At 70.6% G+C, this 26,589-nt stretch carries 22 protein-coding genes and 1 tRNA gene; 14 read left to right on the top strand and 9 right to left on the bottom strand.

Going from position 1 to position 26,589, the window contains the following annotated elements; genetic code table 11:
• Positions 1-70: 70 nt before the first annotated feature.
• The gene (rpsA, locus tag OU416_RS24035) at positions 71-1,573 is read right to left on the bottom strand and encodes a 30S ribosomal protein S1 (RefSeq protein WP_270929285.1); all 1,503 of its coding nucleotides are present in this window, start codon (positions 1,571-1,573) and stop codon (positions 71-73) included.
• A 300-nt stretch (positions 1,574-1,873) separates the two neighbouring features.
• Here rpsA and OU416_RS24030 point away from each other — a divergent pair, with 300 nt between their 5' ends.
• The 4 genes from OU416_RS24030 to OU416_RS24015 all read left to right on the top strand — a co-directional run bounded on the left by OU416_RS24030 (position 1,874) and on the right by OU416_RS24015 (position 6,768).
• Positions 1,874-2,734, top strand: coding sequence for a class I SAM-dependent methyltransferase (locus OU416_RS24030; RefSeq protein WP_270929284.1), 861 nt, complete (start codon positions 1,874-1,876; stop codon positions 2,732-2,734).
• A gap of 398 nt (positions 2,735-3,132) precedes the next feature.
• Positions 3,133-4,065: a GNAT family N-acetyltransferase gene (locus tag OU416_RS24025; protein ID WP_270929283.1), complete on the top strand. Its 933-nt coding sequence runs from the start codon at positions 3,133-3,135 to the stop codon at positions 4,063-4,065.
• A 35-nt stretch (positions 4,066-4,100) separates the two neighbouring features.
• Entirely contained in the window at positions 4,101-4,754 is a 654-nt protein-coding gene (locus OU416_RS24020; RefSeq protein WP_270929282.1) for a hypothetical protein, read from the top strand.
• Complete coding sequence (locus OU416_RS24015; RefSeq protein ID WP_270929281.1) at positions 4,747-6,768, top strand: YhgE/Pip domain-containing protein; 2,022 nt, start codon at positions 4,747-4,749, stop codon at positions 6,766-6,768. The genes OU416_RS24020 and OU416_RS24015 overlap by 8 nt, the downstream gene beginning before the upstream one ends.
• 23 nt (positions 6,769-6,791) lie before the next feature.
• Here OU416_RS24015 and OU416_RS24010 read toward each other — a convergent pair whose 3' ends face one another.
• The 4 genes from OU416_RS24010 to polA form a co-directional block, all read right to left on the bottom strand.
• Positions 6,792-8,165, bottom strand: coding sequence for a hypothetical protein (locus OU416_RS24010; RefSeq protein ID WP_270929280.1), 1,374 nt, complete (start codon positions 8,163-8,165; stop codon positions 6,792-6,794).
• A 144-nt stretch (positions 8,166-8,309) separates the two neighbouring features.
• Positions 8,310-9,122 carry a MerR family transcriptional regulator gene (locus tag OU416_RS24005; protein ID WP_270929279.1) on the bottom strand — a complete coding sequence of 271 codons (813 nt, stop codon included), beginning with the start codon at positions 9,120-9,122 and terminating at the stop codon, positions 8,310-8,312.
• A 42-nt stretch (positions 9,123-9,164) separates the two neighbouring features.
• Positions 9,165-9,560 carry a VOC family protein gene (locus tag OU416_RS24000; RefSeq protein WP_270929278.1) on the bottom strand — a complete coding sequence of 132 codons (396 nt, stop codon included), beginning with the start codon at positions 9,558-9,560 and terminating at the stop codon, positions 9,165-9,167.
• A 277-nt stretch (positions 9,561-9,837) separates the two neighbouring features.
• Positions 9,838-12,531, bottom strand: a complete 2,694-nt coding sequence (polA, locus tag OU416_RS23995) for a DNA polymerase I (RefSeq protein ID WP_270929277.1) — start codon at positions 12,529-12,531, stop codon at positions 9,838-9,840.
• Positions 12,532-12,602: 71 nt separating this feature from the next.
• On the opposite strand from polA, the gene OU416_RS23990 reads away from it, so the two are divergent.
• A complete protein-coding gene (locus OU416_RS23990; protein WP_270929276.1) occupies positions 12,603-13,043 on the top strand; it encodes a hotdog fold thioesterase in 441 nt (146 codons plus the stop codon).
• 1 nt (position 13,044) lies between these two features.
• Here the strand turns inward: OU416_RS23990 and OU416_RS23985 are convergent, their stop codons facing one another.
• Positions 13,045-13,914: a LysR family transcriptional regulator gene (locus tag OU416_RS23985; protein ID WP_270929275.1), complete on the bottom strand. Its 870-nt coding sequence runs from the start codon at positions 13,912-13,914 to the stop codon at positions 13,045-13,047.
• Between the two features lie 108 nt (positions 13,915-14,022).
• On the opposite strand from OU416_RS23985, the gene OU416_RS23980 reads away from it, so the two are divergent.
• Positions 14,023-14,499 carry a cupin domain-containing protein gene (locus tag OU416_RS23980; protein ID WP_270929274.1) on the top strand — a complete coding sequence of 159 codons (477 nt, stop codon included), beginning with the start codon at positions 14,023-14,025 and terminating at the stop codon, positions 14,497-14,499.
• A 48-nt stretch (positions 14,500-14,547) separates the two neighbouring features.
• On the opposite strand, the gene OU416_RS23975 is transcribed toward OU416_RS23980, so the two are convergent.
• Together OU416_RS23975 and OU416_RS23970 are read right to left on the bottom strand one after the other, a co-directional pair.
• Complete coding sequence (locus tag OU416_RS23975; RefSeq protein WP_093156159.1) at positions 14,548-15,159, bottom strand: ANTAR domain-containing response regulator; 612 nt, start codon at positions 15,157-15,159, stop codon at positions 14,548-14,550.
• Positions 15,160-15,267: 108 nt separating this feature from the next.
• Positions 15,268-16,644, bottom strand: a complete 1,377-nt coding sequence (locus tag OU416_RS23970; RefSeq protein WP_270929273.1) for an amino acid permease — start codon at positions 16,642-16,644, stop codon at positions 15,268-15,270.
• A 204-nt stretch (positions 16,645-16,848) separates the two neighbouring features.
• Between OU416_RS23970 and OU416_RS23965 the strand changes: the two genes are divergently transcribed.
• The 3 genes from OU416_RS23965 (at position 16,849) to OU416_RS23955 (ending at position 19,452) form a co-directional block, all read left to right on the top strand.
• The gene (locus OU416_RS23965; protein WP_270929272.1) at positions 16,849-17,307 is read left to right on the top strand and encodes a CAP domain-containing protein; all 459 of its coding nucleotides are present in this window, start codon (positions 16,849-16,851) and stop codon (positions 17,305-17,307) included.
• Between the two features lie 82 nt (positions 17,308-17,389).
• Positions 17,390-17,953, top strand: a complete 564-nt coding sequence (locus OU416_RS23960; protein ID WP_270929271.1) for a TetR/AcrR family transcriptional regulator — start codon at positions 17,390-17,392, stop codon at positions 17,951-17,953.
• Positions 17,950-19,452, top strand: a complete 1,503-nt coding sequence (locus OU416_RS23955) for an MFS transporter (protein WP_270929270.1) — start codon at positions 17,950-17,952, stop codon at positions 19,450-19,452. The genes OU416_RS23960 and OU416_RS23955 overlap by 4 nt, the downstream gene beginning before the upstream one ends.
• Position 19,453: 1 nt before the next feature.
• On the opposite strand, the gene OU416_RS23950 is transcribed toward OU416_RS23955, so the two are convergent.
• Positions 19,454-20,365 (bottom strand): LysR family transcriptional regulator, encoded by a 912-nt coding sequence (locus tag OU416_RS23950; protein WP_270929269.1) that lies wholly within the window; start codon positions 20,363-20,365, stop codon positions 19,454-19,456.
• Positions 20,366-20,455: 90 nt separating this feature from the next.
• Between OU416_RS23950 and OU416_RS23945 the strand changes: the two genes are divergently transcribed.
• From OU416_RS23945 to OU416_RS23925, 5 genes are all read left to right on the top strand, one after another.
• Positions 20,456-21,679, top strand: coding sequence for an MFS transporter (locus OU416_RS23945; protein ID WP_270929268.1), 1,224 nt, complete (start codon positions 20,456-20,458; stop codon positions 21,677-21,679).
• A gap of 220 nt (positions 21,680-21,899) precedes the next feature.
• Positions 21,900-23,936 carry a hypothetical protein gene (locus tag OU416_RS23940; RefSeq protein WP_270929267.1) on the top strand — a complete coding sequence of 679 codons (2,037 nt, stop codon included), beginning with the start codon at positions 21,900-21,902 and terminating at the stop codon, positions 23,934-23,936.
• 11 nt (positions 23,937-23,947) lie between these two features.
• Complete coding sequence (locus OU416_RS23935; protein WP_270929266.1) at positions 23,948-25,513, top strand: ABC transporter substrate-binding protein; 1,566 nt, start codon at positions 23,948-23,950, stop codon at positions 25,511-25,513.
• A 67-nt stretch (positions 25,514-25,580) separates the two neighbouring features.
• Positions 25,581-25,656, top strand: a tRNA-Leu gene (locus OU416_RS23930).
• Positions 25,657-26,341: 685 nt separating this feature from the next.
• Positions 26,342-26,506, top strand: coding sequence for a hypothetical protein (locus OU416_RS23925; RefSeq protein ID WP_270929265.1), 165 nt, complete (start codon positions 26,342-26,344; stop codon positions 26,504-26,506).
• Positions 26,507-26,589: the final 83 nt, after the last annotated feature.

The raw sequence follows: 26,589 nt of genomic DNA, 5'->3' as shown, positions 1-26,589 counted from the left end.
CACGACGACAGCGGCCCCGCACCTTGCGAAGGTGCGGGGCCGCTGTGCTTCAGCCGTCAGGCGTCAGTGCTCACGCACCGCCGGAGAGCTTCTCCCGCAGTGCGGCCAGCTGAGCGTCGCTGGCCAGCGAGCCGCTGTCCTGGTCGTCGCTGGAGGCCGACGAGTAGTTGCCACCGCCGGTCGCCGACTCCTCGCCACCACCGGTCGCGGCGGCCGCAGCGGCCTCCGCGTCGGCCTGGCGGGCCTTGGCGATCTGCGCGATGTGCTTCTCGTAGCGGGAGTGCGCCTCGGCGTACTGGCGCTCCCACTCCTCGCGCTGCTTCTCGTAGCCCTCGGTCCACTCCTGGGTCTCGACGTCGAAGCCCTCGGGGTAGATGTAGTTGCCCTCGTTGTCGTACTCGGCCGCCATCCCGTACTGGGTGGGGTCGAACTCCGAGTCGGGGCTGAAGCCCTCGTTCGCCTGCTTCAGCGACAGCGAGATGCGGCGGCGCTCCAGGTCGATGTCGATGACCTTGATCATGACCTCGTCGCCGACCTGGACGACCTGCTCCGGGATCTCCACGTGGCGCTCGGCCAGCTCGGAGATGTGGACCAGGCCCTCGATGCCCTCGTCGACGCGGACGAACGCACCGAACGGAACCAGCTTGGTGACCTTGCCCGGCACGATCTGACCGATCGCGTGGGTGCGGGCGAACTGGCGCCACGGGTCTTCCTGGGTGGCCTTCAGCGACAGCGAGACGCGCTCGCGGTCCATGTCCACGTCGAGGACCTCGACGGTGACCTCCTGGCCGACCTCGACGACCTCGGACGGGTGGTCGATGTGCTTCCAGGACAGCTCCGAGACGTGCACCAGACCGTCAACGCCACCGAGGTCGACGAACGCACCGAAGTTGACGATCGAGGACACGACGCCCTTGCGGACCTGGCCCTTCTGCAGCTGGTTGAGGAACTCGCTGCGGACCTCGGACTGGGTCTGCTCCAGCCAGGCGCGACGGGACAGGACCACGTTGTTGCGGTTCTTGTCCAGCTCGATGATCTTGGCTTCGAGCTCGCGGCCGACGTAGGGCTGCAGGTCGCGGACGCGGCGCATCTCGACCAGGGACGCCGGCAGGAAGCCGCGCAGCCCGATGTCGAGGATGAGGCCGCCCTTGACGACCTCGATGACGGTGCCGCGCACGGGCTCGTCCTTCTCCTTGAGCTCCTCGATGGTGCCCCAGGCGCGCTCGTACTGCGCACGCTTCTTGGAGAGGATCAGCCGGCCTTCCTTGTCCTCCTTCTGGAGGACGAGGGCCTCGACGAAGTCGCCGACGGTGACGACCTCGGCGGGATCGACGTCGTGCTTGATCGACAGTTCGCGGGACGGGATGACGCCCTCGGTCTTGTAGCCGATGTCAAGCAGCACCTCGTCACGGTCGACCTTGACGATGGTGCCCTCAACAATGTCCCCATCGTTGAAGTACTTGATGGTCTGGTCGACGGCGGCGAGGAAGTCCTCCTCCGTCCCGACGTCGTTCACTGCGACCTGCGGCTTGGTGGCGGCTGCAGTCGGGACGGTGGTGGTGTCGGTGGACATCAGGTGGGTTGCTCCGGTACGGATAGTTTGGTCGCTGGTTCTACGTTCTTACCGCGCCGCAGGCGTTGGTACCAGGCCCAACCGGATGGCTGGACCGGGTGATCCGGCTCCCCGTCCGCCCCGCCCGCCGGTTCGATCCGGCCGGTGGAGATGACGACGAAAGAAGACCCACGACGCGGGCGGTATCGTACGCGCTCTCTCGATCGCCGGGCAAACCGCGGTAGGCCCGACGAGCGGTCGGCGCCGGACGGCCACAATGCTTCACGTCCGAGCAATACCCACTATCGGCGGGGAGAACCCTTGACACGAGCCGACGACCCGGAGAGCGCCGAGGTCCAGGGTAGCTCCGCGGAGCACGTATTGGGCACCGCGGGTGTGAGCAAGCGCACTGTCGACGCGGCCGAATCCAGGGCCGCGAACCAGCTGTGGTGGGACGCCGACGCGGACGACTACCAAGCCGAGCACGGCGGGTTCCTCGGCCTGAGCGATTTCGTCTGGTGCCCGGAGCGGCTGCACGAGCACCAGGCGGGTCTGCTCGGCGACGTGCGCGGCAAGCGGGTGCTGGAGGTCGGCTGCGGCGCAGCCTCGTGCTCGCGCTGGCTGGCCGACCAGGGCGCGCTGCCGGTCGGCCTGGACATCTCGGCCGGGATGCTGCGGCACGCCGCCGAGGGCGGCAGGCGCAGCGGGACGGCGGTGCCGCTGGTGCAGGCCAGCGCGGACTGCCTGCCGTTCGGCGCCGATTCCTTCGACCTGGCCTGCTCGGCGTTCGGCGGGGTGCCGTTCGTCGCCGACGTGGGCGCGGTGTTCCGGGAGATCGCGCGGGTGGTGCGACCGGGCGGCCGGTGGGTGTTCGCGGTGACGCACCCGATGCGCTGGATCTTCCCCGACGACCCCGGCCCGACCGGGCTGACCGTCACCCAGTCCTACTTCGACCGCACGCCGTACGTGGAGATCGACGGCTCCGGCCGCGCCACCTACGTGGAGCACCACCGCACGCTCGGCGACTACGTCCGCGCGCTGGCGGAGGCCGGGTTGCGGCTGACCGACCTGGTCGAGCCGGAGTGGCCAGCCGGGCACACCGAGGTCTGGGGCCAGTGGAGCCCGCTGCGCGGCCGCTACTTCCCGGGCACGGCGATCTTCGTCTGCACCCTCGACGGCTGATCCGGCGGAATCACCGGGCATTTCGGGCTCTTGTGGCGTGTCCGCAGGTGCGCTGGGCCTTATGTCCTCGGCGGTGGACTCTGGTCACCTTCGCGCCGATGGGTGCGGTCGGGCCGGTGGTCCCGACGCGCAGATCGGCGCCTCGGTGCCCTGCGGGAGTGGATGTCGGTTAGCGGTCACCTTGGCGAGCAGGGCGCGCTTTCTCACGAAATTGGCATCGTTGGCGAGACATCCTGCGGTTGGTACCGCAGCCAATTTCGAGAGAAAACTCTGACGTCGCCACCACGTCGCTCGGTCCGGGTTCCGGCTCTCGGCTGCGCGGGGCGTTCTTCGCGCTGAAGGTTTCGGCCGGTGCTGGTTCGATGTGCCGCGGAACATCCCTTCGTCGAGGAGCGGCCGTGGCGACTGCGCAGGAGCTCTTGCAGGCGCAGTGCGCGCGGTTCGCCGAGCTGGATCCGCAGCTGCCCGAGCAGTACCTAGTGCCGCGCGGCGAGCCGCTGGTGGCGCGGACCGCCGGCGGTGATGCGGTCGCCGGGATCGTGGCGCGGACGTCGAACCCGCCCGGCTCGGTGCACAGCCTCTGGCAGCCCGCCTCCGTGTTCGAGCTGTTCCCGCTGATCGGCGGGCACTCGGCCGCTGGCATGTCCGCACTGCTGTCCGCGTGGCGCGACCAGCTGCTCGCGCAGGGCGCTCCGGACCGGGATTCGGCGTGCTTGGTGACCTGGCCGAGCCGGGACGTCCGGACGGCAAAAGCGTTGCTGGACGGCGGTTTCACCCCTTTGTCCTGTCTTGCTGTGCGCCCACCCACTCCGCCGTGCACATTTACGGAACTATCTGGTACCGTAACTGTACGTCGCGCCGGACCGGCCGACCTGGACGCCGTCGTCGAACTCACCCTCCTGGAGCTCGAATACGCCGCCCTCGTCGGTTCCTCGACGTACCGCCCCGACGCCCCGCAGCTGAAGCGGACCGCTGCCAGAGTGCGCCTGCACTCCAGCGATCCGGTCTGGCTCGCGGAGCGGGACGGCGTTCCGGTCGCGGTGGCCGAGTGCGGCTGGGTCAACGCTGACCTGCCGGCCGCCGGCCACCGGCTCCGCCCCGGCACCTGGGCCTACGTCAACTGCGTGTCGGTGCACGAGCAGGCCCGCGGAACCGGCGTCGGACAGCGGCTGATGACCGCGGTGCACGAGGAATTCGCTCGTGCCGGAGTCGTCGGCAGCTTCCTTTACTACAACCCGCCCAACCCGCTGTCCTCGGTGTTCTGGCCCCGACAGGGCTATCGACCGCTGTGGACCATGTGGGAGGTGCGCCCGGCCACCGCGCTGCGCTGACCGGTGCACCAGACCTTGAGAGTCGAGGAGTCGGCTTGGAAATCGTCGCCACCGGCGTGGAGGTGAACGGAGCGCACGGTCCGCTGCTGGCGCCCACCTCGCTGCGCGTGCGCAGCGGTCAGGCGCTGCTGGTGACCGGCGACCCGAACGCCGGGCACACCGCGCTCGCGCTGGTGCTGTCCGGCCGGTTGCGGCCCGGCAAGGGCACCGTCCGCCTGGACGGCGCGCTCGACGCGGGCACCCTGCGGCAGCAGGTCGCGGTCGTCGACGCGCCGGAGATCACCGAACCCGACGGTTCGATCTCGGTGCGCGACGTCGTCGCCGAGGGCCTCACCCTGGCCGGTCGCTGGTCCACCCGGCGCAAGGTCAAGGCCTGGCTGTCGACGCGCGAGTACAACGCCGACGAGCGCTGCGAGAACCTCGCCCCGCTCGACCGCACCAAGCTGCTGATCGAGCTCGCCTGCGAATCCCGCACCACGAAAGCACTGGTCCTGGACTGCCCGGACCGCCACGGCGGCGATCCCGCCGGCTGGTACTCGCTGGCCGTCCAACAGGCCGAGCGCGGCCTGGCGGTGATCGCCCTCTGCTCCCCGCACACCGCCGAGAAGCTGGGCGTCACGCCCGCTCGCATCGGCGCCGACAACCCCGAACTGTCCGAATCGGATTTCACGAAGGCCTGCGATGACTAGTCTCCGGCTCGCCGCCACCGAGTTGCGCCGGCTCACCTCCGGCAAGCTGCCCAAGCTGGCGCTGCTGGCGGTCACCCTGGTGCCGCTGCTGTACGGCGCCATGTACATCTACGCGAACTGGGACCCCTACGGGAAGCTCGACTCGGTGCCCGCCGCGGTGGTCATCGACGACACCGGCGCCGAACGCGAGGACGGCACCCGGCTCGACGCCGGGCAGGACGTGTACCAGGAGCTCATCGACTCCGACACGTTCAAGTGGTCGCGCACCGACGAGGTCGCCGCGCAGCAGGGCGTGGCCAGCGGCGAGTACACCTTCGCGCTGGTGGTGCCGCGGGACTTCTCCGCCGCGCTGATCTCGGCCGGTGACTTCGAGCCGCGGCAGGCCAAGCTGAAGCTGATCACCAACGACGCGAACAACTACCTGGTCGGCACCATCGCCGACAAGGTGGCCTCCGAGGTGCGCAAGGGCGTGGCCTCCAGCGTCGGCTCCGAGGCGGCCAAGCAGTTCCTGCTCGGGTTCGCCACGGTGCACGACAAGACGCTGGAAGCCGCCGACGGCGCGGGGCAGATCGCCGACGGCGCCGGGCAGCTCTACGACGGCCTCGGCCAGGCCGAGCAGGGCTCGGCGCAGCTCTCCGCCGGTGCCCACCAGCTGCTCGACGGCCAGCTCAAGCTCGCCGACGGCGCGAGCCAGGTCGCGGGCGGCACCGGGCAGCTGCGCGACGGGTTGACGCAGCTGCAGCAGAAGACCGCGCCGCTGCCCGGGCAGACCGCGAAGCTGGCCGACGGCGCCGAGCAGGTCGCCGCGGGCAACGAGCAGCTCGCCACGAAGGCCGAAACCCTGGGCAACGCCGCCCAGGACGTCGTGGACCACCTCGACGGCCACAAGACCCGCATCGCCAACCAGCTGCGCCAGGCCGGGGTGGACGAATCCACCATCGAGAAGGTCACCGCCGGTCTCGACGAGCTCCACAGCCCGATCACCGAGGCCAACGGCAAGGTGCAGAGCCAGGTCGGGCAGCTGCGCAAGCTCGCCGACGGCTCCCGCCAGGTCGCCGACGGCAGCCGGCAGCTGGCCACCGGGATGCCCGCCCTGACCGGCGCCATCGACCAGCTCACCACCGGCTCGATCAAGGTCGACGACGGTGCCAAGCAGGTGAGCGACGGCGAGCAGCAGGCCGTCGCCGGAACCAGGAAGCTCACCGACGGCGCCGACCAGCTGGCCGGTGGTGCCCACCAGCTGCGCGACGGGTCCGGGCAGCTCAAGGACGGCTCCGACACGCTGGCCACCGAGCTGGGCCGGGGCGTCAACGACATCCCCAACCCCGACGAGCAGACCCGCGACGCCACCGCGGACACCATCGGCGACCCGCTCGCCATCGACACCCTGGCCCAGGTCAAGGCCGACACCTACGGTGCCGGGCTGGCGCCCTACTTCATGGGGCTGGCGCTGTGGGTCGGCGGCTTCGTGCTGTTCCTGCTGATGCGGCCGCTGTCCAGCCGCGCGCTGGCGGCCGGGGTCGCGCCGTGGCGCGTCGCGCTCGGCGGCTGGCTGCCCGCGGCGCTCGTCGGCTTCGTGCAGGCGGTGCTGCTCTACCTGGTCGTGGTGTACGCCGTCGGCGTGCAGCCCGCGCACACCTGGAAGACGCTGGGCTTCCTGGTGCTGACCTCGTTCGCGTTCACCGCGGTGGTGCACTCGCTCAACGCGGCGTTCGGGCCGAAGGGCAAGTTCATCGCGCTGGTGGTGCTGGTGCTCCAGCTGGTCACGGCGGGCGGCACGTTCCCGTGGCAGACCATCCCGGAACCGCTGCACCCGCTGCACCAGGTGCTGCCGCTGGGCTACGTGGTCAGCGGTCTGCGCCACCTGCTCTACGGCGGTGACATGTCGGCGGTGACCACCTCGGTGACGGTGCTGGTGTGCTACCTCGTCGCGGCGCTGCTGCTGAGCACCATCGCGGCCTGGCGCCAGCGGGTGTGGACCCCGTCCCGCCTGAAGCCGGAACTCTCGCTGTAATCCCCGCGCCGAAGTCCGCTGGCCTACTCGTCCTTGGTGGGCCAGCGGACTTCGGCGTGGCGGGCTGGCGGGGGCGCCGGTGGCGGTTCGCCCCACCGGTGGCCGTGCGCGAGGTAGATCTGCCGGGTGCAGAGCTGGTCCCGCAGGGACACCAGCACGCAGAACTCGTAGGCGATGCGCTCCACGCGCCCTTCCCGGTCCACCACCGCCGACCGCCACTCCGGCGGCACGACGTCCTCCAGCGGGGCGCGGTGACCGGGTTCGTAGAACCGCCCCCGGCCCCAGCAGGCGGTGTAGTCGCCGACCAGCTCGCCCAGCGCGGCCAGCAGCGGCCAGCAGTCCGGTTCCCGGCTGCGGAACTCCAGGCTGGCCAGCAGCAGCCGGAGCAGCTGCTGGTGGCAGGCCGAGTAGGTGCCCCTCAGGACCGCTCGCTTGCGCCTGGTGTGCTCGGCGGTCCGGGCTGCGCTGTCCCGCATGAGCTGCTTGAGCAGCGGCTCGCCCGCGACCGGGAACAGCGCCGCGCGGACGGTGTCGTCGGGGTTCTCGACGGCCGCCTTGACCAGGTCGAACAGCAGCACGTCCCGCGTGCTCCCGGGCATCGGCACGTCGTCGGCCGCGCCGCCGAGCCGGTGCTCAGCGCGGGCCCGGATCTGGTGGAGCAGGCCGAGCAGCACCTTCCCGAGCAGGTCGGTGATCTCCGCGCGGCGCACCGCGCACAGCGAGCTCAGCAACGTGACGCGGACCGGCTGCGGCAGCGCCTGCAGCTCCTCCGGCTGCGCGTCGGCCGCCCGCGCGCTCCACGCGGCCACCAGCTCGCCCGGGAAACCGGCGAGGAGATCGGCGGGCAGGCACAACCGGCGCACCGCGGTCAGCTTCTCCACCTCGGTCAGCAGGCTCCGCAGCCAGACGCGGTCGGCCGAATCCGCCGCCAGGTCGGTCGGCAGGCCCAGCGCCTGCAGCGACATGATGTCGTCCAGCTCGCGGGCCAACGAGCGCAGATCGATCGGCGCCACCTCCGAGCGCAGCTCGGCGAGCAGCCAGCCGCTGCCGGTCCCCGGCTCCGGCAGCAACTCCTCCAGCTGCCCGGCCGAGTCCCCGAGCTGGTCGACCACGCGGTGGCAGAGCAGCCGCTCGAAGTCCTGCAGCGCGTGAGCGGCCACACCGCGCGCCTGGTCGTGCGCGGGAGCCTGGATTCCCCTGTCCCGGCAGTGCGCGATCAGCGCGGTGGCGAGCTGTGCCCGGCCGTCCTCGCGCCGGGTCGCCTCCGCGGTCAGCCAGGTGAGCCACTGCCGTTCGTCCCCGACGTCCACCTGCTCGTCGAGTGACTCGACGAGCTGCCCTTCCACCGAGAGGAAGCCGACCTTGTCACGGGTGAACTCCGAGGCGGCGAAACCCACGTCATAGCTCCCGACAAGCCGCGCACGTTCTCCGACCCGCCGAACGCTATCGCTGCACCCCGGAACACGATCAGGCGATCAGCACCCATTCGGCCGAGCAGGCGCACAGCCCCCGTGGTATATGCCGAATCCGATGTTCACCGGTCAGCTCAGCGGGATCGCGACCTCCACGCCGACGGCGTCCCCGCACTCGTCGAGCAGCCCGATCTGGCGCAGCTCGTCCAGGCCCGCCTCCGCGCCGCGCCGCTCCGCCTCGGCCAGCAGCACCAAGACCGCCGGGTGCACGGCCGAGTCCACCACCGGAACGCCGTCGTCGTGCCGCCACCCCACCACGAGCTCCCGCCCGGCGCGGATCTCGCCGCGCACCACCGCGATGCCCGGGACCGACCAGTCCGGCGCCACCGCCCGCGCGACGGGCCAGCAGCACAGCAGGTCGACGTCGTCCTCACCGGAACCGGCCCGCAGCGACGACCAGAACGGCCCGGTCGGCGCGTTGCCGGCTGCCGCGAGCGCTTCGTACAGCGCACCGAAGGCGAGGTCGGCCTGGTCGTCGGTGAGCTCGTCGGTCGCCGGGAGCGCCACGCCGACCCAGTGCTGGGCCTCGACCTGCCGCTCCTGGACGTCCCAGCTGAGCGGATCGCGCTCCAGCAGCGCCGACGCCACCGCCAGCGCCTCGTCCTGCCGCGCGCGCTCCGCCGCCAGCCGCTCGCGGTGCTCGGCGAGCACCGCCGCCGCGTCCTGGCGACCGCGCAGCGCGCGCTGCGCTTCGGCCAGGCCGACCTCCGCGGCGCGCAGCGCCTTCAGCTGGATCGCGACTTCGAGCTGGCTCGCCGAGTAGCGGCGGTAGTTCGACCACGGATCCACCTCGGCGGGCTTGAGCAGCCCCTGCTTGTCGTAGATCCGCAGCGCCTTCGCGCTCAGGCCGGTCAGCTGCGCGAATTCCCCAATGCTGAGCATGGCACGAGTCTGGACCTTGCCCCGGGGACAAGGTCCACTCCGCTATTCCTCGGGCTCGTCGTAGCGGGCGACCTCGAGCAGGTTGCCGTCCGGGTCGCGCAGGTACAGCGAGGTGATCGGGCCCGCCGAGCCGATGCGGCTGACCGGGCCCTCCTCGATGCGCACGTCGTTGGCGCGCAGGTGCTCCTGGACCTCGCTGAGCGCGTTGGTGGTCACGAAGCACAGGTTCGCCGAACCGGGCACCGGGTGCGTCGCGGTGGGCTCCACCAGCTCGCTGGCCGCGTGCAGCTTGATGGTCTGCCCGCCGAAGCTCACCGCCCGCCGCTCGCCGGGGAACGTCACCGGCGTCATGCCGAGGATCTGCTCGTAGAACTGCACTGCCCGATCGACATCGGCGACGGTGAGGACCAGGTGGTCCACTCTGTCGATGTTGATCATGCTCCTCCTAGAGGTCGGCGTGGAAGCGGCTTCGAGGTGCCCCCGCCGCGCCCGGTCACGCGTACGGCAGGCTATCCGCACCGATCGAACGCGGGGGACGGCGGGTGCGGCGACGGTGATGTCCGCCATTCAAGGCGACCCGGCGACACCGGCACCCGCACAACGCCGGCTTCGTGACTGACCCGCAATCTGCTCCGGCCAGGCCCTCCCACGACCCGGGACGACGCGATTTCAACGGAGACCCGACGTCCGGTCTCCGTTGAAATCGCGGGAGTCCTCAGTGGGCTGCGGAGTCCCAGGAGCGTCCGGAGCCGACCGAAACCTCCAGCGGCACCGAGAGTTCGTAGGCCGAGCCCATCTGCTCGCGCAGCAGCTTCTCCACCTCGGCCTGCTCGCCGTCGGCGACCTCGACGATCAGTTCGTCGTGCACCTGCAGCAGCATCCGCGACCGCATGTCGTTGTCCCGCAACGCTCGGTGCACGCCCAGCATCGCGACCTTGATGATGTCGGCCGCGCTGCCCTGGATCGGGGCGTTGAGCGCCATCCGCTCGGCCATCTCGCGGCGCTGCCGGTTGTCGCTGGTCAGGTCCGGCAGGTAGCGGCGGCGGCCGAGGATCGTCGAGGTGTAGCCGTCCTTGCGGGCCTGGTCGACGACCTCCCGCAGGTAGTCGCGGACCCGGCCGAAGCGGGAGAAGTAGGCGTCCATCTGCGCCTTCGCCTCCTCCGCCGAGATGCGCAGCTGCTGCGCGAGGCCGTAGGCCGACAGCCCGTAGGCCAGGCCGTAGGACATCGCCTTGACGCGGCGGCGCAGCTCCTGGTCGACCTCCTCGATCGGCACCCCGAACGCCCGCGAGGCCACGTAGTTGTGCAGGTCCTCACCGGTGTTGAACGCCTCGATGAGCCCCTCGTCGCCGGACAGGTGCGCCATGATGCGCATCTCGATCTGGCTGTAGTCGGCGGTCATCAGCTCCGCGTAGCCGCCGCCGACCACGAACACCTCGCGGATCCGGCGGCCCTCCTCGGTGCGGATCGGGATGTTCTGCAGGTTCGGGTCGGTGGAGGACAGCCGCCCGGTGGCCGCGATGGTCTGGTTCAGCGTGGTGTGGATCCGGCCGTCGTCCGAAATGGACTTCACCAGCCCGTCCACAGTGGTCTTCAGCCGGGTGGCGTCGCGGTGTTCCAGCAGGTGCTGCAGGAACGGGTGCTCGGTCTTCTCGAACAGCGTCTGCAGCGCCTCGGCGTCGGTGGTGTAGCCGGTCTTGGTGCGCTTGGTCTTCGGCATGTCCAGCTCGTCGAACAGCACCACCTGCAGCTGCTTCGGCGAGCCGAGGTTGATCTCCTTGCCGATCACCCCGTAGGCGTCCTGCGCGGCCTGCTTGACGCGCGCGGCGAAGCGCGCCCCCAGCTCGGCGAGCTGGTCGGCGTCGACGGCGATGCCCGCGCCCTCCAGCTCGCTGAGCACCACCAGCAGCGGCAGCTCCAGGTCGGTGAGCAGGCCGCGGCTGTCGATGCGGTCCAGCTCGACGTCGAGCGCGTCGGCCAGTTCGGCCACCGCGCGGGCCTTGACCAGCTCGGCCGAGGCGGCCTTCTCCCTGGTCTCCGCCTCGTCCTCCAGCAGCGACAGCTGGCCGTCCTCCTCGCCGGTCTCGGCGCGCAGCTCGCGCTGCAGGTAGCGGACCACCAGGTCGGGCAGCTCGAAGGAGCGCTGGCCCGGCCGCACCAGGTAGGCGGCGAGCGCGGTGTCGCTGGTCAGCCCGGCCAGCTGCCAGCCCCGGTCGCGGATGGCGTGCAGCGGGCCCTTGACGTCGTGCGCGGCCTTGGTGGCCGCCGGGTCGGCCAGCCACGCCGCCAGCGCCTGCTCGTCCTCGGTGGTCAGGGCGCTGACGTCGACGAACGCGGCCGAGCCGTCGGCGGTGGCCAGCGCCAAGCCGGTCAGGTCGCCGCGGCCCCGCGCCCACTGCCCGGTGAACGCCAGGCCGACGCGGTCGCCGTTGCGGGCGTGCTCGGCCAGCCACGCGGGCAGCTGCCCGGGCTGCACGACACCGCCGGAGATGTCGAAGCCCTCCTCGACCTCCGGCTCGGCGCTGGACAGCGTCGCGAACAGCCGATCCCGCAGCACGCGGAACTCCAGGTCGTCGAACAGCTGGTGCACGGCGTCGCGGTCCCAGGTGCGCACCGCGAGCTCCGGCGGGCCCATCTCCAGCTCCACATCGCGCACCAGCTCGGTCAGCTGCCGGTTCAGCAGCACCGACGACAGGTTGTCGCGCAGCGCCTGGCCCGCCTTGCCCTTGACCTCGTCGGCCCGGTCCACCAGCTCGGCCAGCGAGCCGAACTGCTGGATCCACTTGGTGACCGTCTTCTCCCCCACACCGGGGATCTTCGGCAGGTTGTCCGAGGGGTCGCCGCGCAGCGCGGCGAAGTCCGGGTACTGCTGCGGGCTCAGGCCGTACTTGTCCTCCACCGCCTGCGGGGTGAAGCGGGTCAGCTCGGAGACGCCCTTCGTCGGGTAGAGCACGGTGACGTCGTCGGTGACCAGCTGCAGCGCGTCGCGGTCGCCGGTGCAGATCGCGACCTTGAAGCCCTCGCCGGTGGCCTGCGTGGTCAGCGTCGCGATGACGTCGTCGGCCTCGTAGTTGTCCTTGCTCAGCACCGGGATGTTCAGCGCGCCGAGGACGTCCTGGATCAGGCTGACCTGGCCGCGGAACTCGTCGGGCGAGCTGCTGCGGTTCGCCTTGTAGTCGGCGAAGGCCTCGGAGCGGAAGGTCTTGCGCGAGATGTCGAAGGCCACCGCCAGGTGCGTGGGCTGCTCGTCGCGCAGCAGGTTGATCAGCATCGAGGTGAAGCCGTAGACCGCGTTGGTGTGCTGCCCGGTGCCGGTCTGGAAGTTCTCCTTCGGCAGGGCGTAGAAGGCGCGGTAGGCCATCGAGTGGCCGTCGATGAGCAGCAGGCGTCGGTCCTCGGAATGCGTCACGGCGGCGAGTCTAGGCTCAAGCCCCGACAGCGCGTGACCGGAGGCGACGAGAGGCACCAGAGGTGGCGGATATGACCAGTGGTGAGGCGATGACCAGCGAGAACGGCCTGTCGATCGAGATGCTGTCGGCCGCCGAGGAGCAGCTGGCCGACAAGTTGGGCATCCAGTACGAGACGCTGACACCCGATCGGGTGGTCGCCACCATGCCGGTCGCGGGCAACCGCCAGCCCTACGGCCTGCTGCACGGCGGTGCGAACGCGGCGCTGGCCGAAACGCTGGGCTCCATCGCCGCGGCGCTCAACGCGGGCGAGGGCCGCATCGCGGTCGGCCTGGAGCTGTCCTGCACCCACCACCGCGCGGCAACGGCGGGCGAGGTCACCGGGGTCGCGACGCCGGTGCACCGGGGCCGGTCCACGGCGACCTACGAGATCGTGATCACCGACGAGAAGGACCGCCGGACCTGCACCGCGCGCCTGACCTGCGTCCTGCGCGACCAGCCCCCGGGCCGCTGAATCACCCGCGGAGGCTGCCGAGCAACAGCCGCAGCGCGGGCCCCGCCGGGCCTGGCGGCACGACCAGCGAGGTGGTGATCTCAACGCCCGCCAGCGGGCGAATGGCGACGTGCTCGGCCGGTGGCAGGTCACCGGCGCGGTAGAACACCGTCCACGATGCCGCGGGGTCGGTCGCGATGTCGGCGAAGGTGCCCTGCAGGTGCGTGAACGGCGGCCCGACCGGCGGTTCGACTCCTGCGTCGCGCAGCGCCGCGGTGATCAGGTCGTGGAACGGCGGGTTGGCGTCGCGGGGCGCGAGGCGCAGCGGCAACCCGGCGAGCTGCTCCAGGTGCAGCGCGTCCTCGCCGGCCAACGGGTGCCGCGCGGGCACCACCGCGTACACCGGGTCCGTCCAGAGCGGGAGGAGTTCCAGCCCGGCGGCCGAGGTCATGGCGCGCACGAGGGCGGCGTCCAGCTCCCCGGAGCGGACCGCCGCCAGCCGGTCGGCGAGGCCCAGCCTGGCTATCCGCACGCGCAGCCGCGGCGCCGCCACGACGAGGTCGTCAACCGCCGCGTAAACGCGCGGATCTGGGGCTCGTCCGGTGCCGAGCCGCAGCACGCCTTCAGTGCCGACCTTGATCTCCCCGGCGACCGCGAGCACCCGGGAGGCGGCGGCGAGCACCGCTTTCGCCTCCGGCAGCAACCGCTCGCCCGCCGAGGTGATCCGGATCTGCCGGGTGGACCGGTCGAACAGCTGCACCTCGAGCTCGCGTTCCAGCCTGCGGACCAGCTGGCTCACCGCGGGCTGCACGATGTTCAGGCGTTCGGCGGCCCGGCCGAAACCACCCTCCTCCGCCACCGCGACGAAGTACTGCAACTGCCTGATCTCCACGGTCCCATCATGAACGGTGATGGGAACGCGTGGTGATCGCACCTTGTTCGGCCGTGCACCTGGATGTGGACTCGACCGAGAAGACCACACACCCGTTGCGGAGGGGAAATGACTGCCCGAGCTGTTGTCGTGCACGCCGATGAAGCCGAGGTGATCCAGGCCGGTACCACGCAAACGCTGCTCGCCGACAGCAGCGCGACCGGAGGCTTCACCGGCGCCAACCTGATCAGCATTCCGGCGGGCGGGGACGGAGCCCACCCGCACGTCCACGAGAAGTCCGCCGAGGCGTTCTACGTCCTGGCAGGCACCGTGGAGATCCTCCTGGACGACCGGATCGAGACCGTCGGCAAGGGCGGTTTCGTGGTGGTGCCGCCCGGCGTGACGCACGCGTTCGCAGCGACCGGCGACTCCGCCGCGGAGATCTTCATCTACATCACGCCCGGCGTCGAGCGGTTCGAGTTCTTCCGCCTGCTGCAGCGAATCACTCGCGGAGAGACTCCCGAGTCAGCGCTGGAGGCGATCCAGGACCGGTACGACGTGCACTTCACCACCAGCCCGGTGTGGGACGCCGCCGGTCATCGCTGAGCTTCCCGGCGCCGGTCGCTGACCTGTGACCGGCGCCGGGCCGCCGAACTAGGAGAGGTTCTCCAGCACCGCTTCGGCGACAGCCTTCATCGTCGTGCGGCGGTCCATGGCGGTGCGCTGAAGCCAGCGGAACGACTCGGGCTCGGAGAGGCTGTGCTTGCTCATCAGCAGGCCCTTGGCGCGCTCGATCGTCTTGCGCGCTTCGAGCCGCTCGGTGAGGTCGGCGACCTCGGACTCCAGCGCCTGCACCTCGGTGAACCGGGACACCGCCAGCTCGATGGCGGGCACCAGGTCGCGCTTGGCGAAGGGCTTGACCAGGTAGGCCATCGCCCCCGCGTCGCGCGCCCGCTCCACCAGGTCGCGCTGGCTGAAGGCGGTCAGGATGACCACCGGCGCGATCCGCTCACCGGCGATGTTCGAGGCCGCCTCGATGCCGTCCATCTTCGGCATCTTCACGTCCAGGATCACCAGATCGGGGCGCAGCTCCTCGGCGAGGCGAACGGCTTCCTGCCCGTCCCCGGCCTCACCGACGACCTGGTAGCCCTCCTCCCGGAGCATCTCGACCAGGTCGAGCCTGATCAAGGCCTCGTCCTCGGCCACGAGTACGCGACGTTCGACGGGCTTGGCCTCGCGTGTGTCCTCGGTAGCCGGCGTCGTCACCGGGGTCCTCCATAGAGCTCGGGTTTCCAGTGCGATCTGCACCGGAAACCGCAGAATACCGGTCCCGACTTGACGTCGAGGTTAACCCGCGACGTGACCATTGCGACATCACGCCGAGCGCCGCCGCGGGCGCACGAACAGCACGTAGACCAGCAGGATGCCCGCCAGGCTGACCAGGCTGAGGGTGAGCTGCGAGCGGACTTCGCCGATGGCTCCCATGGTGACGATCACAGCGGCGATCACCACCAGCGTGGCCCACGTCAAGTAGGGGAAGAACCACATCCGTAGCTTCAGCCGCTCCGGCGCCTCCTGCTCCAGCCGCCGCCGCATCCGCAGCTGCGAGGCGGCGATGATCGCGTAGATGAACAGCGCGACGGCGCCCGCGGAGTTGATGATGAAGTAGAAGATCGCGTCCGGTGAGACGTAGCTGGCCGCGACGGCGACGTAGCCGACCAGAGTGGACAGCAGGATCGCCTTCCACGGCACCCCGCGCCGGTTGACGTCGCGCACCCAGCTCGGCGCGAAACCCCGCCGCTGCAGGGCGAAGAGCATCCGGGACGCGGTGTAGAGGCCCGAGTTGAGCACCGAGATCACCGCGGTGAACACCACCACGTTCACCACGACCTCCGCGCCGGGCAGGCCGAAGCGGGAGAACGCCGCGGCGTACGGGCTGCTGTCGACCGGGATCTGCTGCCACGGGGTGATCATCACCAGCAGCGCCACCGAGCCGACGTAGAACAGCAGCACCCGCCACACCACCGCCTTGGTCGCCTTGGCCACCGAGCGCTCGGGCTCGTCGGACTCGGCGGAGACGATGGTGACGATCTCGGTGCCGAAGTAGGAGAAGATCACGATCACCACGCCGTGCAGCACCGCGAACCAGCCGTTGGCGACGAACCCGTCGCGCGCGATGTTGCCGACCGAGAACTCCGCGCCCGGCCACAGCCCGAGCACGAACACCGTGCCGCACAGCAGGAAGATCACGATGGTGATGACCTTGATGGAGGCCAGCCAGAACTCGGTCTCGCCGAAGGAGCGGACGGAGACCAGGTTGGTCGCGGTGAGCGCGAACATCAGCACCAGCGACAGCACCCACTGCGGCACCACCGGCACCAGCGGGTTGAGCAGCTCCGCCCCGACGACGGCCTCGAAGGCCACCACGCCGACCCAGTAGTACCAGTACAACCAGCCGATGGTGAATCCCGCCCAGTCGCCGAGCGAGGTGCGGGCGTACTCCATGAAGGACCCGAGCGTCGGCGCGGCGGTGGCCATCTCGCCGAGCATCCGCATCACCAGCACCACGAGCAGCCCGCCGAGCGCGTAGGACAGCACCGCCGCGGGGCCGACGGTGGAGATCACCGCGCCGCTGCCGATGAACAGGCTGGCGCCGATGATGCCGCCGAGGGCGATCATCTGCAGGTGCCGGTTCTTCAGGCTCCGCCGCAGTCCGGCGTCGTCGTGCTCGATCGCGGTTTCGTCGACCATCACAGCCCCCGTCCGACCGGTGACCCTCGGTTGAGCTGTGAACCTAACTCGCGATGATCACGGCCACCAGGGTCCCGAACCGGGAGGAACCAGGCCGATCGGTCGCACCGGACCGTGGTCGAGCCATCACACAGTGCATTACTTAGCGTGACTTACTCCATATATAACAGTTCGATCTCATCCATATGGGTAGCTTGAGCTGACATGAAGACCCCGACTCTTCGACGCTCCGTAATCACCGCAACTGCACTGCTGATCGGCGTCGGCTCCGCCGCCTGGGCCCCCGCGGCGATGGCCTCCGGCTCGATCGAGGACCAGGTCGTGGCCCTGGTGAACCAGGCCCGGGCCGAGGCGGGCTGCAAGGCGGTCAAGGTGGACTCCCGACTCACCAAGGCCGCCGCCGAGCACAGCGCCGACATGGCCAGCCGCTCCTACCTCGACCACACCAACCCCGACGGCGAGACGTTCAGCCAGCGCATCAAGGAGGCCGGGCACCCCTCCCCCGGCGCGGAGAACATCGCGCAGGGCTACTCCAGCGCCGCGGAGGCCATGGACGGCTGGCTGAAGTCCGAGGGCCACAAGGCCAACATCGTCAACTGCTCGATGAAGACCATCGGCGTGGCGGTCAACGGCGACTACTGGACCCAGGACTTCGGCCGCTGATCCCGGCTCGCCCCGAAAACAGAACATGCGTACAGTACGGACGTACATGTACGCTTGTTCTGTGAATCGAGGGAGCGATCCAGTGGTGGAGCAGAAGCGGGCCCGCCGTGATCCGCGCGGCCGTCGGCAGGCGATCATCGACGCCGCGGTGGCCCTGGTCTCGGAAGACGGCGTCGCCGAGCTGACGCACCGGCGGGTGGCGGCGCGCGCCCAGGTCTCGCTGGGAGCGACGACCTACTACTTCTCCTCGCTGGACGAGCTCAAGGCCGAAGCGCTGGCCCGCCTGGCCCAGCGGCTCGAGGAGTCCCTCGACCAGATCCGGGACGTGCTGGCCGACAGCGACGGCGACCCGGCGGCGCTGGCGACGTGGCTGCACGACTACCTGAGCGACACCGCGCAGGTGCGCATCGACAGCGCTCTCACGTTCTCCGCGGTCAACGACGCCGACCTGCGCCCGCTGGCCCTGAGCTGGGTCGAGCGCATGGTGGAGATCCTCGCCCCCCACACCGGCGAGGAGACCGCACGAGTCGTCGCGGTCTTCTGCGACGGAACCATCGTGCACGCCCTGCTCCACGACGAGCCGCTGGACGGCGAGTTCCTGCGCCGCGCGATCACCGCGATCATGCGGCCCGGAGGCCGGTCATGAGCACCTCCGACCTGATGGCCCCGGCCGCACGCCGCCGCTGGGCGGGACTCGGCGTCCTGGCCGCCAGCCTGCTGGTCATCGCGATGGACATGACGATCCTCAACGTCGCGCTGCCCAGCCTGGCCGCCGACCTGCGGCCCGGTGCCGACCAGCAGCTGTGGATCATCGACGTCTACTCGCTGGTGCTGGCCGGGCTGCTGATCCCGATGAGCAGGCTGGCCGACCGGTGGGGGCGCAAGAAGCTGCTGCTGAGCGGGTTCGCGGTCTTCGGCGGCGCGTCGCTGCTGGTGCTGGCCGCCGACACCGCCGGCGCCGTGATCGCGGTCCGCGCGCTGCTGGGCGTGGGCGGCGCGATGATCATGCCGACGACGCTGTCGATGATCCGCTCCCTGTTCACCGATCCCCGCGAGCGCGCCACCGCGCTGGGCGTGTGGGCGGCGGTCTCCTCGCTGGGCATGGCGGTGGGCCCGATCGCGGGCGGCCTGCTGCTGGAGCACTTCTCCTGGCACGCCGCGTTCCTGGTCAACGTGCCGCTGATGATCGCGGCGCTCGTCGCGGGACTCGCCCTGCTGCCCGAGGTGCGCGATCCCGCCCCCGGCCGGTGGGACGTGCTGGGCACCGCGCAGGCGATCGCCGGCATGGTCGCGCTGATCTGGGCGATCAAGCGCCTCGCGAAGCTGGGACCGGCCGACCTGGTGTCCTGGGCGGCGCTGGCGGCGGCCGCGGGACTGCTGACCTGGTTCGTCCTGCGCTGCCTGCGCCGCCCGGACCCGCTGCTGGACGTCGGCCTGTTCGCCCGGCGCCCGTTCACCGCCGGCGTCCTGGCCGCGCTGGCCTCGATGTTCGCGATGGCGGCCCTGCTGCTCCTGGTCGCCCAGTGGTTCCAGCTCGTCGAAGGCCTCTCCCCGCTGCAGACCGGCGTGTACCTGCTGCCGATGGCCCTCGGCGCCGCGATCGCCTCACCGCTGGCCCCGACGGTGGCCGCGCGGATCGGCGCGCGCACGACGGTGGCGGGCGGGCTCGCCGTGGCGGGCCTGGGTTTCCTCAGCCTCCACGTGCTGCCCCTGACCTACCCCGTGGTGCTGCTCGCCCTGACCCTGCTGGGCATCGGTGCGAGCTCGCTGGCGATCGCCTCGGCGATCATCATGTCCGGCACCCCGCCGGAGAAGGCGGGAAACGCGGCCGCAGCCGAGGAGACCGCCTACGACCTGGGCAACGTGCTGGGCGTGGCGGTCCTGGGCAGTGCGGCCTCGGTCGCCTACCGCGCGTACCTGGAGGCCGGTTCCCCGGGCGTTCCGGCCGGTGCCGAGGAATCCCTGGGCGCTGCCCTGGACATCGCGGCGGAAACGGGCGCCGCGGAACTCGCGGTCCGGGCCGAGGCGGCGTTCAACCACTCCCTGGCCCAGACCGGCCTGTTCGGCGGCCTGATCATGATCGCCACCGCGGTCGCGGTCTTCCTGCTGCTGCCCAAGAACACCGGCCTGGACGGGAAGCACTGAATCACGCGGTGGAAGCCACCCGGGCCGACTCCTCGGCCAGCAGGCGTGCGAGGTACTCCAGCTGTGCGGTGTTCCGGTCGGTGCGCCAGATCAGTCCGAGCTGCGAGGTTCCGCTCAGCCCGGCGACCGGGACGCAGCGCACGTCGCGGCGGCTGCTGCGCTCGACGAACGGGCGGCACAGCAGCATCGCGTGCTCGCTGCCCGCGACGAGCGTCAAGCCCTCCTGCAGCGTGGAAACGCTTGTGGTGGAACGCAGTTCGGCCCCGGACGGGGTCGCGCGAGGCACCTGGGCCTCGGCCCAGTAGCCGGGCGCATCACCGGCGGAGGAGATGAGGTCGACCGCCGCGAGCTCCTCGACGTCGAGGAGCTCGCGCCTGGCGAACGGGTGCGTCGCACCGACCGCGAGGAACTGGTCCTGCGGCGGGAAGCGGAAGCCGACGGTGAGCCGCTCGTCCTGTACGGGCAGCAGCACGACAGCGCAGTCGACGGCTCCGCCCAGGACCGCGGAGAACGGCGAGCCCAGCGGAACCTCGTGCACCACGACGGAAATCGGATAGCGCACCCGGAATCGGCGCAGCGCCTCGGTGACCTCTTCGTACGCGCTGCCCTGGAAGCCGATGCGCAGCTCGGGCAGCCCGCCGCGCTTGGCCCGATCGCGCGCCTGCCCGACCACGCCCGCCAGCTGCTCGTAAGCGGGGCCGACCTCGCTGACGAACTCGGCCCCGAACCTGGACAGCTCGACCCGCCGGCTGGTTCGCTCGACGAGCTCGGCACCGATGCGCCGTTCGAGGGCGGCGATGAGCTGGCTGACGCGGCTCTGCGAATACCCCAGACGGCAGGCGGTCCGCCCGAAGTGCAGCTCCTCGGCCAGCACGAGCAGGCACTCGATCTCCCGCGCGGGCAGCTGATCCATCCCGTCATCCCCTCCATCGATGAGCCTAGCTCATCGATCGTGCAGCGAATCGCTGTTGTTCGGCCTCCTGGGCGTTGTTCGAATCAGGACGTGAACACCCCATTGGAAACCGACCGCGCCCCGCTCCGGCAGTGGCTGGCCGTCGCGGTCCTGTCGCTGTGCACGTTCATCGTGGTCACCTCGGAGATGCTGCCGGTCGGAGTGCTGACGCCGATGGCGGGCGGACTCGGCATCACGCCGGGCATGGCCGGCTACAGCCTCACGATCACCGGCCTGGTGGCCGCGATCTCAGCCCCGATCGTCCCCCGCGTGCTCGGCTCCCTCGACCGGCGCGCGGTCCTGGCGGTGGCGATGGTGCTGCTCGCCGCGGGCAACGCGCTCACCGTGCTCGCGCAGGACTTCGCGGTGCTCGTCGTGTCCCGCACCGTGCTCGGCATCGGCATGGGTGTGGTCTGGTCGCTGGCAGCGGTGATCGCGCCCCGCCTCGTCACCCCGCGCCACGCCGCCCTCGCGGTGTCGCTCGCGGTGAGCGGCGTCGCGGCGGCCTCGGTCATCGGCGTCCCGCTCGGCACGATCATCGGCGACGCATTCGGCTGGCGCAGCGCCTTCGGCGCGCTGACCGCCAGCGCGCTGCTCCTCGCCGGGGTTCTCCTGCTCGCGCTGCCGAAGCTCCCGAAGCCCGCCGCTTCCGCCACCACGTCGACCGCCGGTCAGCCGCTGCTGCGCACTCCGGCGGTGGTCGTCGGCCTGGTCGTCGTGGTCTTCCTGGTCACCGCGCACTTCGCGGCCTACACCTACATCCGCCCGGTCCTGGAGGACAGCACCGGAATCAGCGCGGCTTCGATCGCGGCGGTCCTGCTCGCCTACGGCGTCTTCGGCCTCATCGGCAACTTCGCCGCCGGAGCCCTCGCGGCCAAGCGCTCCCGGGGGACGGTCCTCCTGCTCGCGCTCGGAATCCTGCTCGCCATCACCGTCCTGGCGCTGTTCAGCGCACTGCCCGCCATCGCGATCGCGGCCATCGTCGTCTGGGGCCTCGCCTACGGCGGCCTCTCGGTAGCGGGCCAGATCTGGATGACCCGCGCCGCGGCGGGCAACGAGGAGAACGTCACCGGCCTCTACGTCGGGGTCTTCACGGCATCGATCGCCCTCGGAGCCTTCCTCGGCGGCACGGTCTTCGAGATCGCGGGCATGCCACCTCTCCTCTGGACGGCGGCAGCCCTGGCCCTGGCAGCCCTCGCCACCACCCTGCTCGGCCCAGGCCCGTCGACGACCGCCCCCGAACCGACGGCTCCGGAAAGAGTCCCTGCCGCATGACCGGAGATCTCCGGCTCATGTCCGCGACCTGAGCGCCCAGCACGACCCGGGCGGCGATCCCATGACCGATCGCCGCCCGGCGTCGACACCGCGACTCCGAGCCGGGTTCGCGAAGCGACCACGTCACCCAGGAAAAATCAAGTAAACGTGATCGCAGCAACGCGCCGATCGATATGATGTTGATCCCATTCGAGGCCGCGCGGGGGCGTTGGGAGGGTTCGTGGAGAACTCCGATGAGACGCGGTTGCGACAGCTGGTGGCAGAGGCGCTGGAAGTGCGTTCGACTCCCGGCAAGCCGCCGGTGCTGAGCCTCTGGGGCGCTTCGGGAACGGAGTTGCCCGAGGCGTTGGAAACGCTGTTCAAGCGGTGGGCGCCCTTGGTTCCGGCCGCCCACGTGACCCGGGCGCAGCTGCACGGCGACTCGATGCTCGAAGTCCTGCTGCGCCTCACCGAACAGCTGAGCCGCCGTGCGAGGTGGCGTTCGGCCCCGCGATTTCCCCGGTTCGCGCTGGGCGTGCTGGCCAGCCGGGGGAAGCTGGACAACAAGCTGGCCGACGAGCGGCGCGAGGAGATGATCAACCGCACGCTGGGCCGCAAGCTCACCAACGGCCGCGAGCTCGTCACCTGGCTGAGCCAGACCGGCGAGGTGCTGGCCCAGGGGCTGGGCGCCCCGTCGACCGCCGCCGCGTGGCTGGGGATGACCACCGGCTGGGCGGCCGGACGCCTGCACCGCGCCGTCCTGCTGCGCGGTGCACCGCTGCGCTGGTACCGCAACGAGATCACCAGGACCAACGTCGGAACCGGCATCGACGGCCTGATCGACCTGTCCCACGAGGCAGCGCTGCACCCCGACAACGAGGATGCCGTCGCACCGACCCTGTGCCGGGCCGTGCTGGCCGATCTCGCCGCGTGGCAGCAGACCCGGCCCAGCATCTTCAAGCGATCCCGGCGGTGCCTCGTCGTGTTCGACAGAACCCCGCCGCAGCAGACCCTCTACCGCGTGCAGGGCAACGGAGTGCAGCAGGTGATCCGCGAGTTCGCCGAGCACCGCGTCACCGGCTCCGGACCCGGGACCAGTCCGGCGCTGCTGGTCGAAGGCGGTCCGCTGCGCCCGGTGATCCCGGGCCAGGCAGCCTCGCTGTGGCGCCCCAAGCTGATCGCCCACGCCCGCTACCGGGGTTGGGACCCGGCCCGCGCCGACGGTTGGAAGCTGCGCTATCCGCTGGTCTGGAGCCCGGCTGCGAACATCGGCGCCACGAGCCGGCAGCAGGAGGGCACCTTCGCGACCCAGGCCGCGTTGAGCCGGAAGCTGGACACCGGCAGCAGCGCCGATCTGCGCCCGCTGGTGACCACGATCCGCCGCCTCACCGGCGACCACCCCGGTGCCACCGCCGCGCTGATGGACGCGATCGCCGCCCACGCCCACCAGCACGGCGGTCAGCTGCCCGACCCGCGCGGCTTGTGCGAGCTCACCACCACCGCGGGACGGCGCTTCGACGAGTGGGTGATCGAGCTGGCCACCGCGCGCTGGCCGGCGGCCGTCTGCCCCGGGGTGGTCCGGTTCTCCTTGCTGCGCACGCTCACCGACGAGTGCACCGATCAGGTCTACGCCCTGATCCGGAACGGCGGCGGAGCCGCGCCGGCGGCCGGTGCGGGCAGCGACCTCGCCCAGTTCCTCTCCCGGGACGCCTGGGTCGAGTACGACCCCGACGATCCCGCCGTCCCCCCGGTGATCCACCCGCTGCTGCGCCGCGCAGTAGCGCACCTGGTGGGTGCGAGGGCTTTCCGGCACGTCGTGTGGGAAACCTGGCACACCCAGGTCGCCGTGGCGATGCAGAAGTCCGATCCGGTCACCTCGCTGTACCACAAGCTGGCGGCGGGGAAGGTGGCCGACGTCGTGGACGCCCTGGAAGCGTGGCTCGGAGAAGGCACCCCGGGCGCCAAGGACTGGCTGAACCGGCTCGAAGAGATCACCCGGGCCCCGCTCGCCCGCGTGACGACCGCCCAGCCCGTCGTCGAGCACCACCACGAGCTGGTGTCCAGCGCCGGCGCGGTCGTCGAGCCGGTGCTGGCCCGGCTGGTGCTGGCCATGCAGCTGCACAACGACCCGCTGGGCGATCCGCGCCACAGCATGTGCGCGGTCATCGCCCACGGGCTGGCCGCCCTGGGCGACAAGTACGGCCCCGCGGGCACGTTCCACGACCACGCCACGATCTACCAGGACTGCCACACCCGCTGGCGCAACTTCGGCGAATGAGATCGGCGGACATGACTCCTCACCGACGAACCGCGAGCGCAGACCGTCCGGAGCGGCTGGGCTGGCCGTTCAGCGGCTTCACGACCGGTCTGCTGGTGATGGTGGTGGCGGCCCTGCTCTTCGCGTCGGGGCACTGGATCTACCCGCTGCTGCGCCCCTGCGGCGCAGGGCTCACCAGCACCGGCGACGGTCAGTGCGCGGGCGTCAGCGACGGTTCGGCCCCACTGCACCCGGATCCGGGGATCTCCGCGATCCTGGCAGGAATCCACCGCGAGAACACCGCGGTGGAGCAGACCCCGGCGGACACCCCGCCGGTGACCATCGGGGTGCTGATCCCGCTCCCCAGCCCGGGGCAGGACGACGACTACCTGACGGCGGTGCGCCACGACCTCGAAGGCGCCCAGCTGGCCCAGATCCAGGCCAACCGCGCCCAGTTGATCGGAGACCGGCCGCAGGTGCGGCTGGTCGTGGCCAACAGCGGTGAGAACGCCCAGCACTGGTCCACGGCGGTCTCGGGGTTGATCGAGCGAGCCCCCGGCGGCAGCGAGGACCAGCGACTGGTCGCGGTCGTGGCCTCCGGGCGGTCCCTGGGAACGACCCGCGCCGCTCTCGACCGGCTCACGCAGCAGTCGATCCCGGTGATCTCGGCACGGCTCACCGCCGACCAGCTCACCGACGCCCCGCCCTCGCCGAACGTGCCCCTGGCGCGGGTCGCACCGACCAACCGCGACCAGGCCAAGGCCGCAGCGGCAGCGATCAAGTCCAGCGTCTCGACCGCGATGGTGATCCAGGACCGCAACCCCGCCAACATCTACGCCGACTCCCTCGGCAGGGAGTTCAAGGAGAGCTTCGCCGACCCCACCCACCAGCTGGTGGCGGACGAGACCTTCGACGGCGGTGGAGAAGGCGTCGCCACCACCATGGCCGGGATCGTCCGCGACATCTGCGACACCCGACCCGACGTGGTGTTCTTCGCCGGGCGCAGCGGCGACCTCAACACCCTCGTCCGAGCGCTGCCGTCGCGCAACTGCCCGCAACAGCCGGTGCGGATCATCACCGGCTCGGACGCGGTCGCCTTCGCCAACGCGGTCGCCCGCGACGAACCGGGGCTGCGGGACACGTTGAACGCTCAGGTCACCGTCGAGTACACCGGCCTCGCCCACCCCGACGCGTGGGAAGCCGACCCGTCCGCCTTCCCGCAGGCGTCGGTGACCGCGCTGCGCGGGGACTGCGACCAGTGGTGCTACCCGCGCGTGCACCCCGACCGCGATCTAGCCGGTGAGCTCGCCGACGGCGGCATCATCATCGGATTCGACGCCGTGCTCACCGCGGTGACCGCCGTGCGCGACCCCCACGCGCCCAACACCACCCCGCGCGCGGTCAGCCAAGCGCTGGCCAGGCTGCACGGAGGCAACCTCGTGCGCGGCGCCAGCGGCTACATCGCCCTGTCCGATCAGGGCGAAGCCATCAACAAAGCGGTCCCCATCCTCAAGATCGGCCCCGACGGCGCGGTGAGCCTCGACAGGCTGAGCGCACCCGCAGGCGAACCCTGCAAGCCGCGCACCCCGCCGTGCTGAACGATCCGCGACGCCCGGCCCCCTGCTGAAGCAGGTGATCACCGGTCACGTACGATGGTCGTCACCAGCCCCCGTAGCCCAACGGCAGAGGCAGCGGACTCAAAATCCGTCCAGTGTGCGTTCGAATCGCACCGGGGGCACCACACAGCGTCGGCCTTCCACCTGTAACAACAGGGGTGGGAGGCCGGTTCTGCATCTGCGGCTGTACCCGAGTGACTGCGTCCAGTTGCGGTGGTTCACGGCAAATACGCGGCAAAGTTTGCGCTACACGGCCTCGGCTAGTCGTGGTCAGGGTTCCGATGATGTGGTGCTCGGCGGCGTCGATGGCTTCAGCCAAGCAGTCGCCGGTTGCACACGGCGCCAACCATGCTGGAAACCAGCAACGCGCTGCATGTGCCGCTTCGGGTGAATACTGTCCGAGTCACATCAGGGGCGCCAGCGATGCAGGCGGGAGCTTTTCCTGCCTGCGATTCCGTCCGGGCAACTACAGCCAGCCGCGGCAGTTCGCTACGAAGCCCAGCAAACTTCCCTACAGCCTTGCCGAATACCCGTTCGACGCCCTTGGCGACAGTCCTGCTGACTGGAGATGCACTCGACATAGATCCCAACAGCACCTGGCGCTGTACTCAGCCCGGTATCCACTACTTGCAGCCCCGTGGGCAGACCTCGAGGAGGCAGAAAGGCGTGTTCGGAAGGCGTGCGGCGTGAATCGCAGCGATACGAACGTCGCTTGGGCTCGGTGAGCGCCGCCGTCGGCGACTCGTCTCTTCGGTGCTTTCTTCCCATATTGAACCTGTAGACGGGCGGGGTTCTCTACGATTCGGCGCCGTGGGCGAGGACACTGAAATCAAGGAACGGCTCGTCAAAACTGCGCAGGCTGGAGAGCTGCTGAGCATCTCCAGAGAACCGGACCTCGACGTGCGGGCACACGCGACCGGCGCGAACGCTGGCGCTTACACGCGGCCGTCCGCTTGGGTCAGTGACCACCACTGATAGTCATCTGTTGACATGGTTAACAGGCAGTCTTACCGTGGACACTCGCCTTGCGCTCGCCTGGGGTGGCATGCGGGAGCGCT

The organism is Saccharopolyspora indica (assembly GCF_027853965.1).
Classification (GTDB): Bacteria; Actinomycetota; Actinomycetes; order Mycobacteriales; family Pseudonocardiaceae; genus Saccharopolyspora; species Saccharopolyspora indica.
This window is presented reverse-complemented; position numbering and strand designations above follow the sequence as displayed.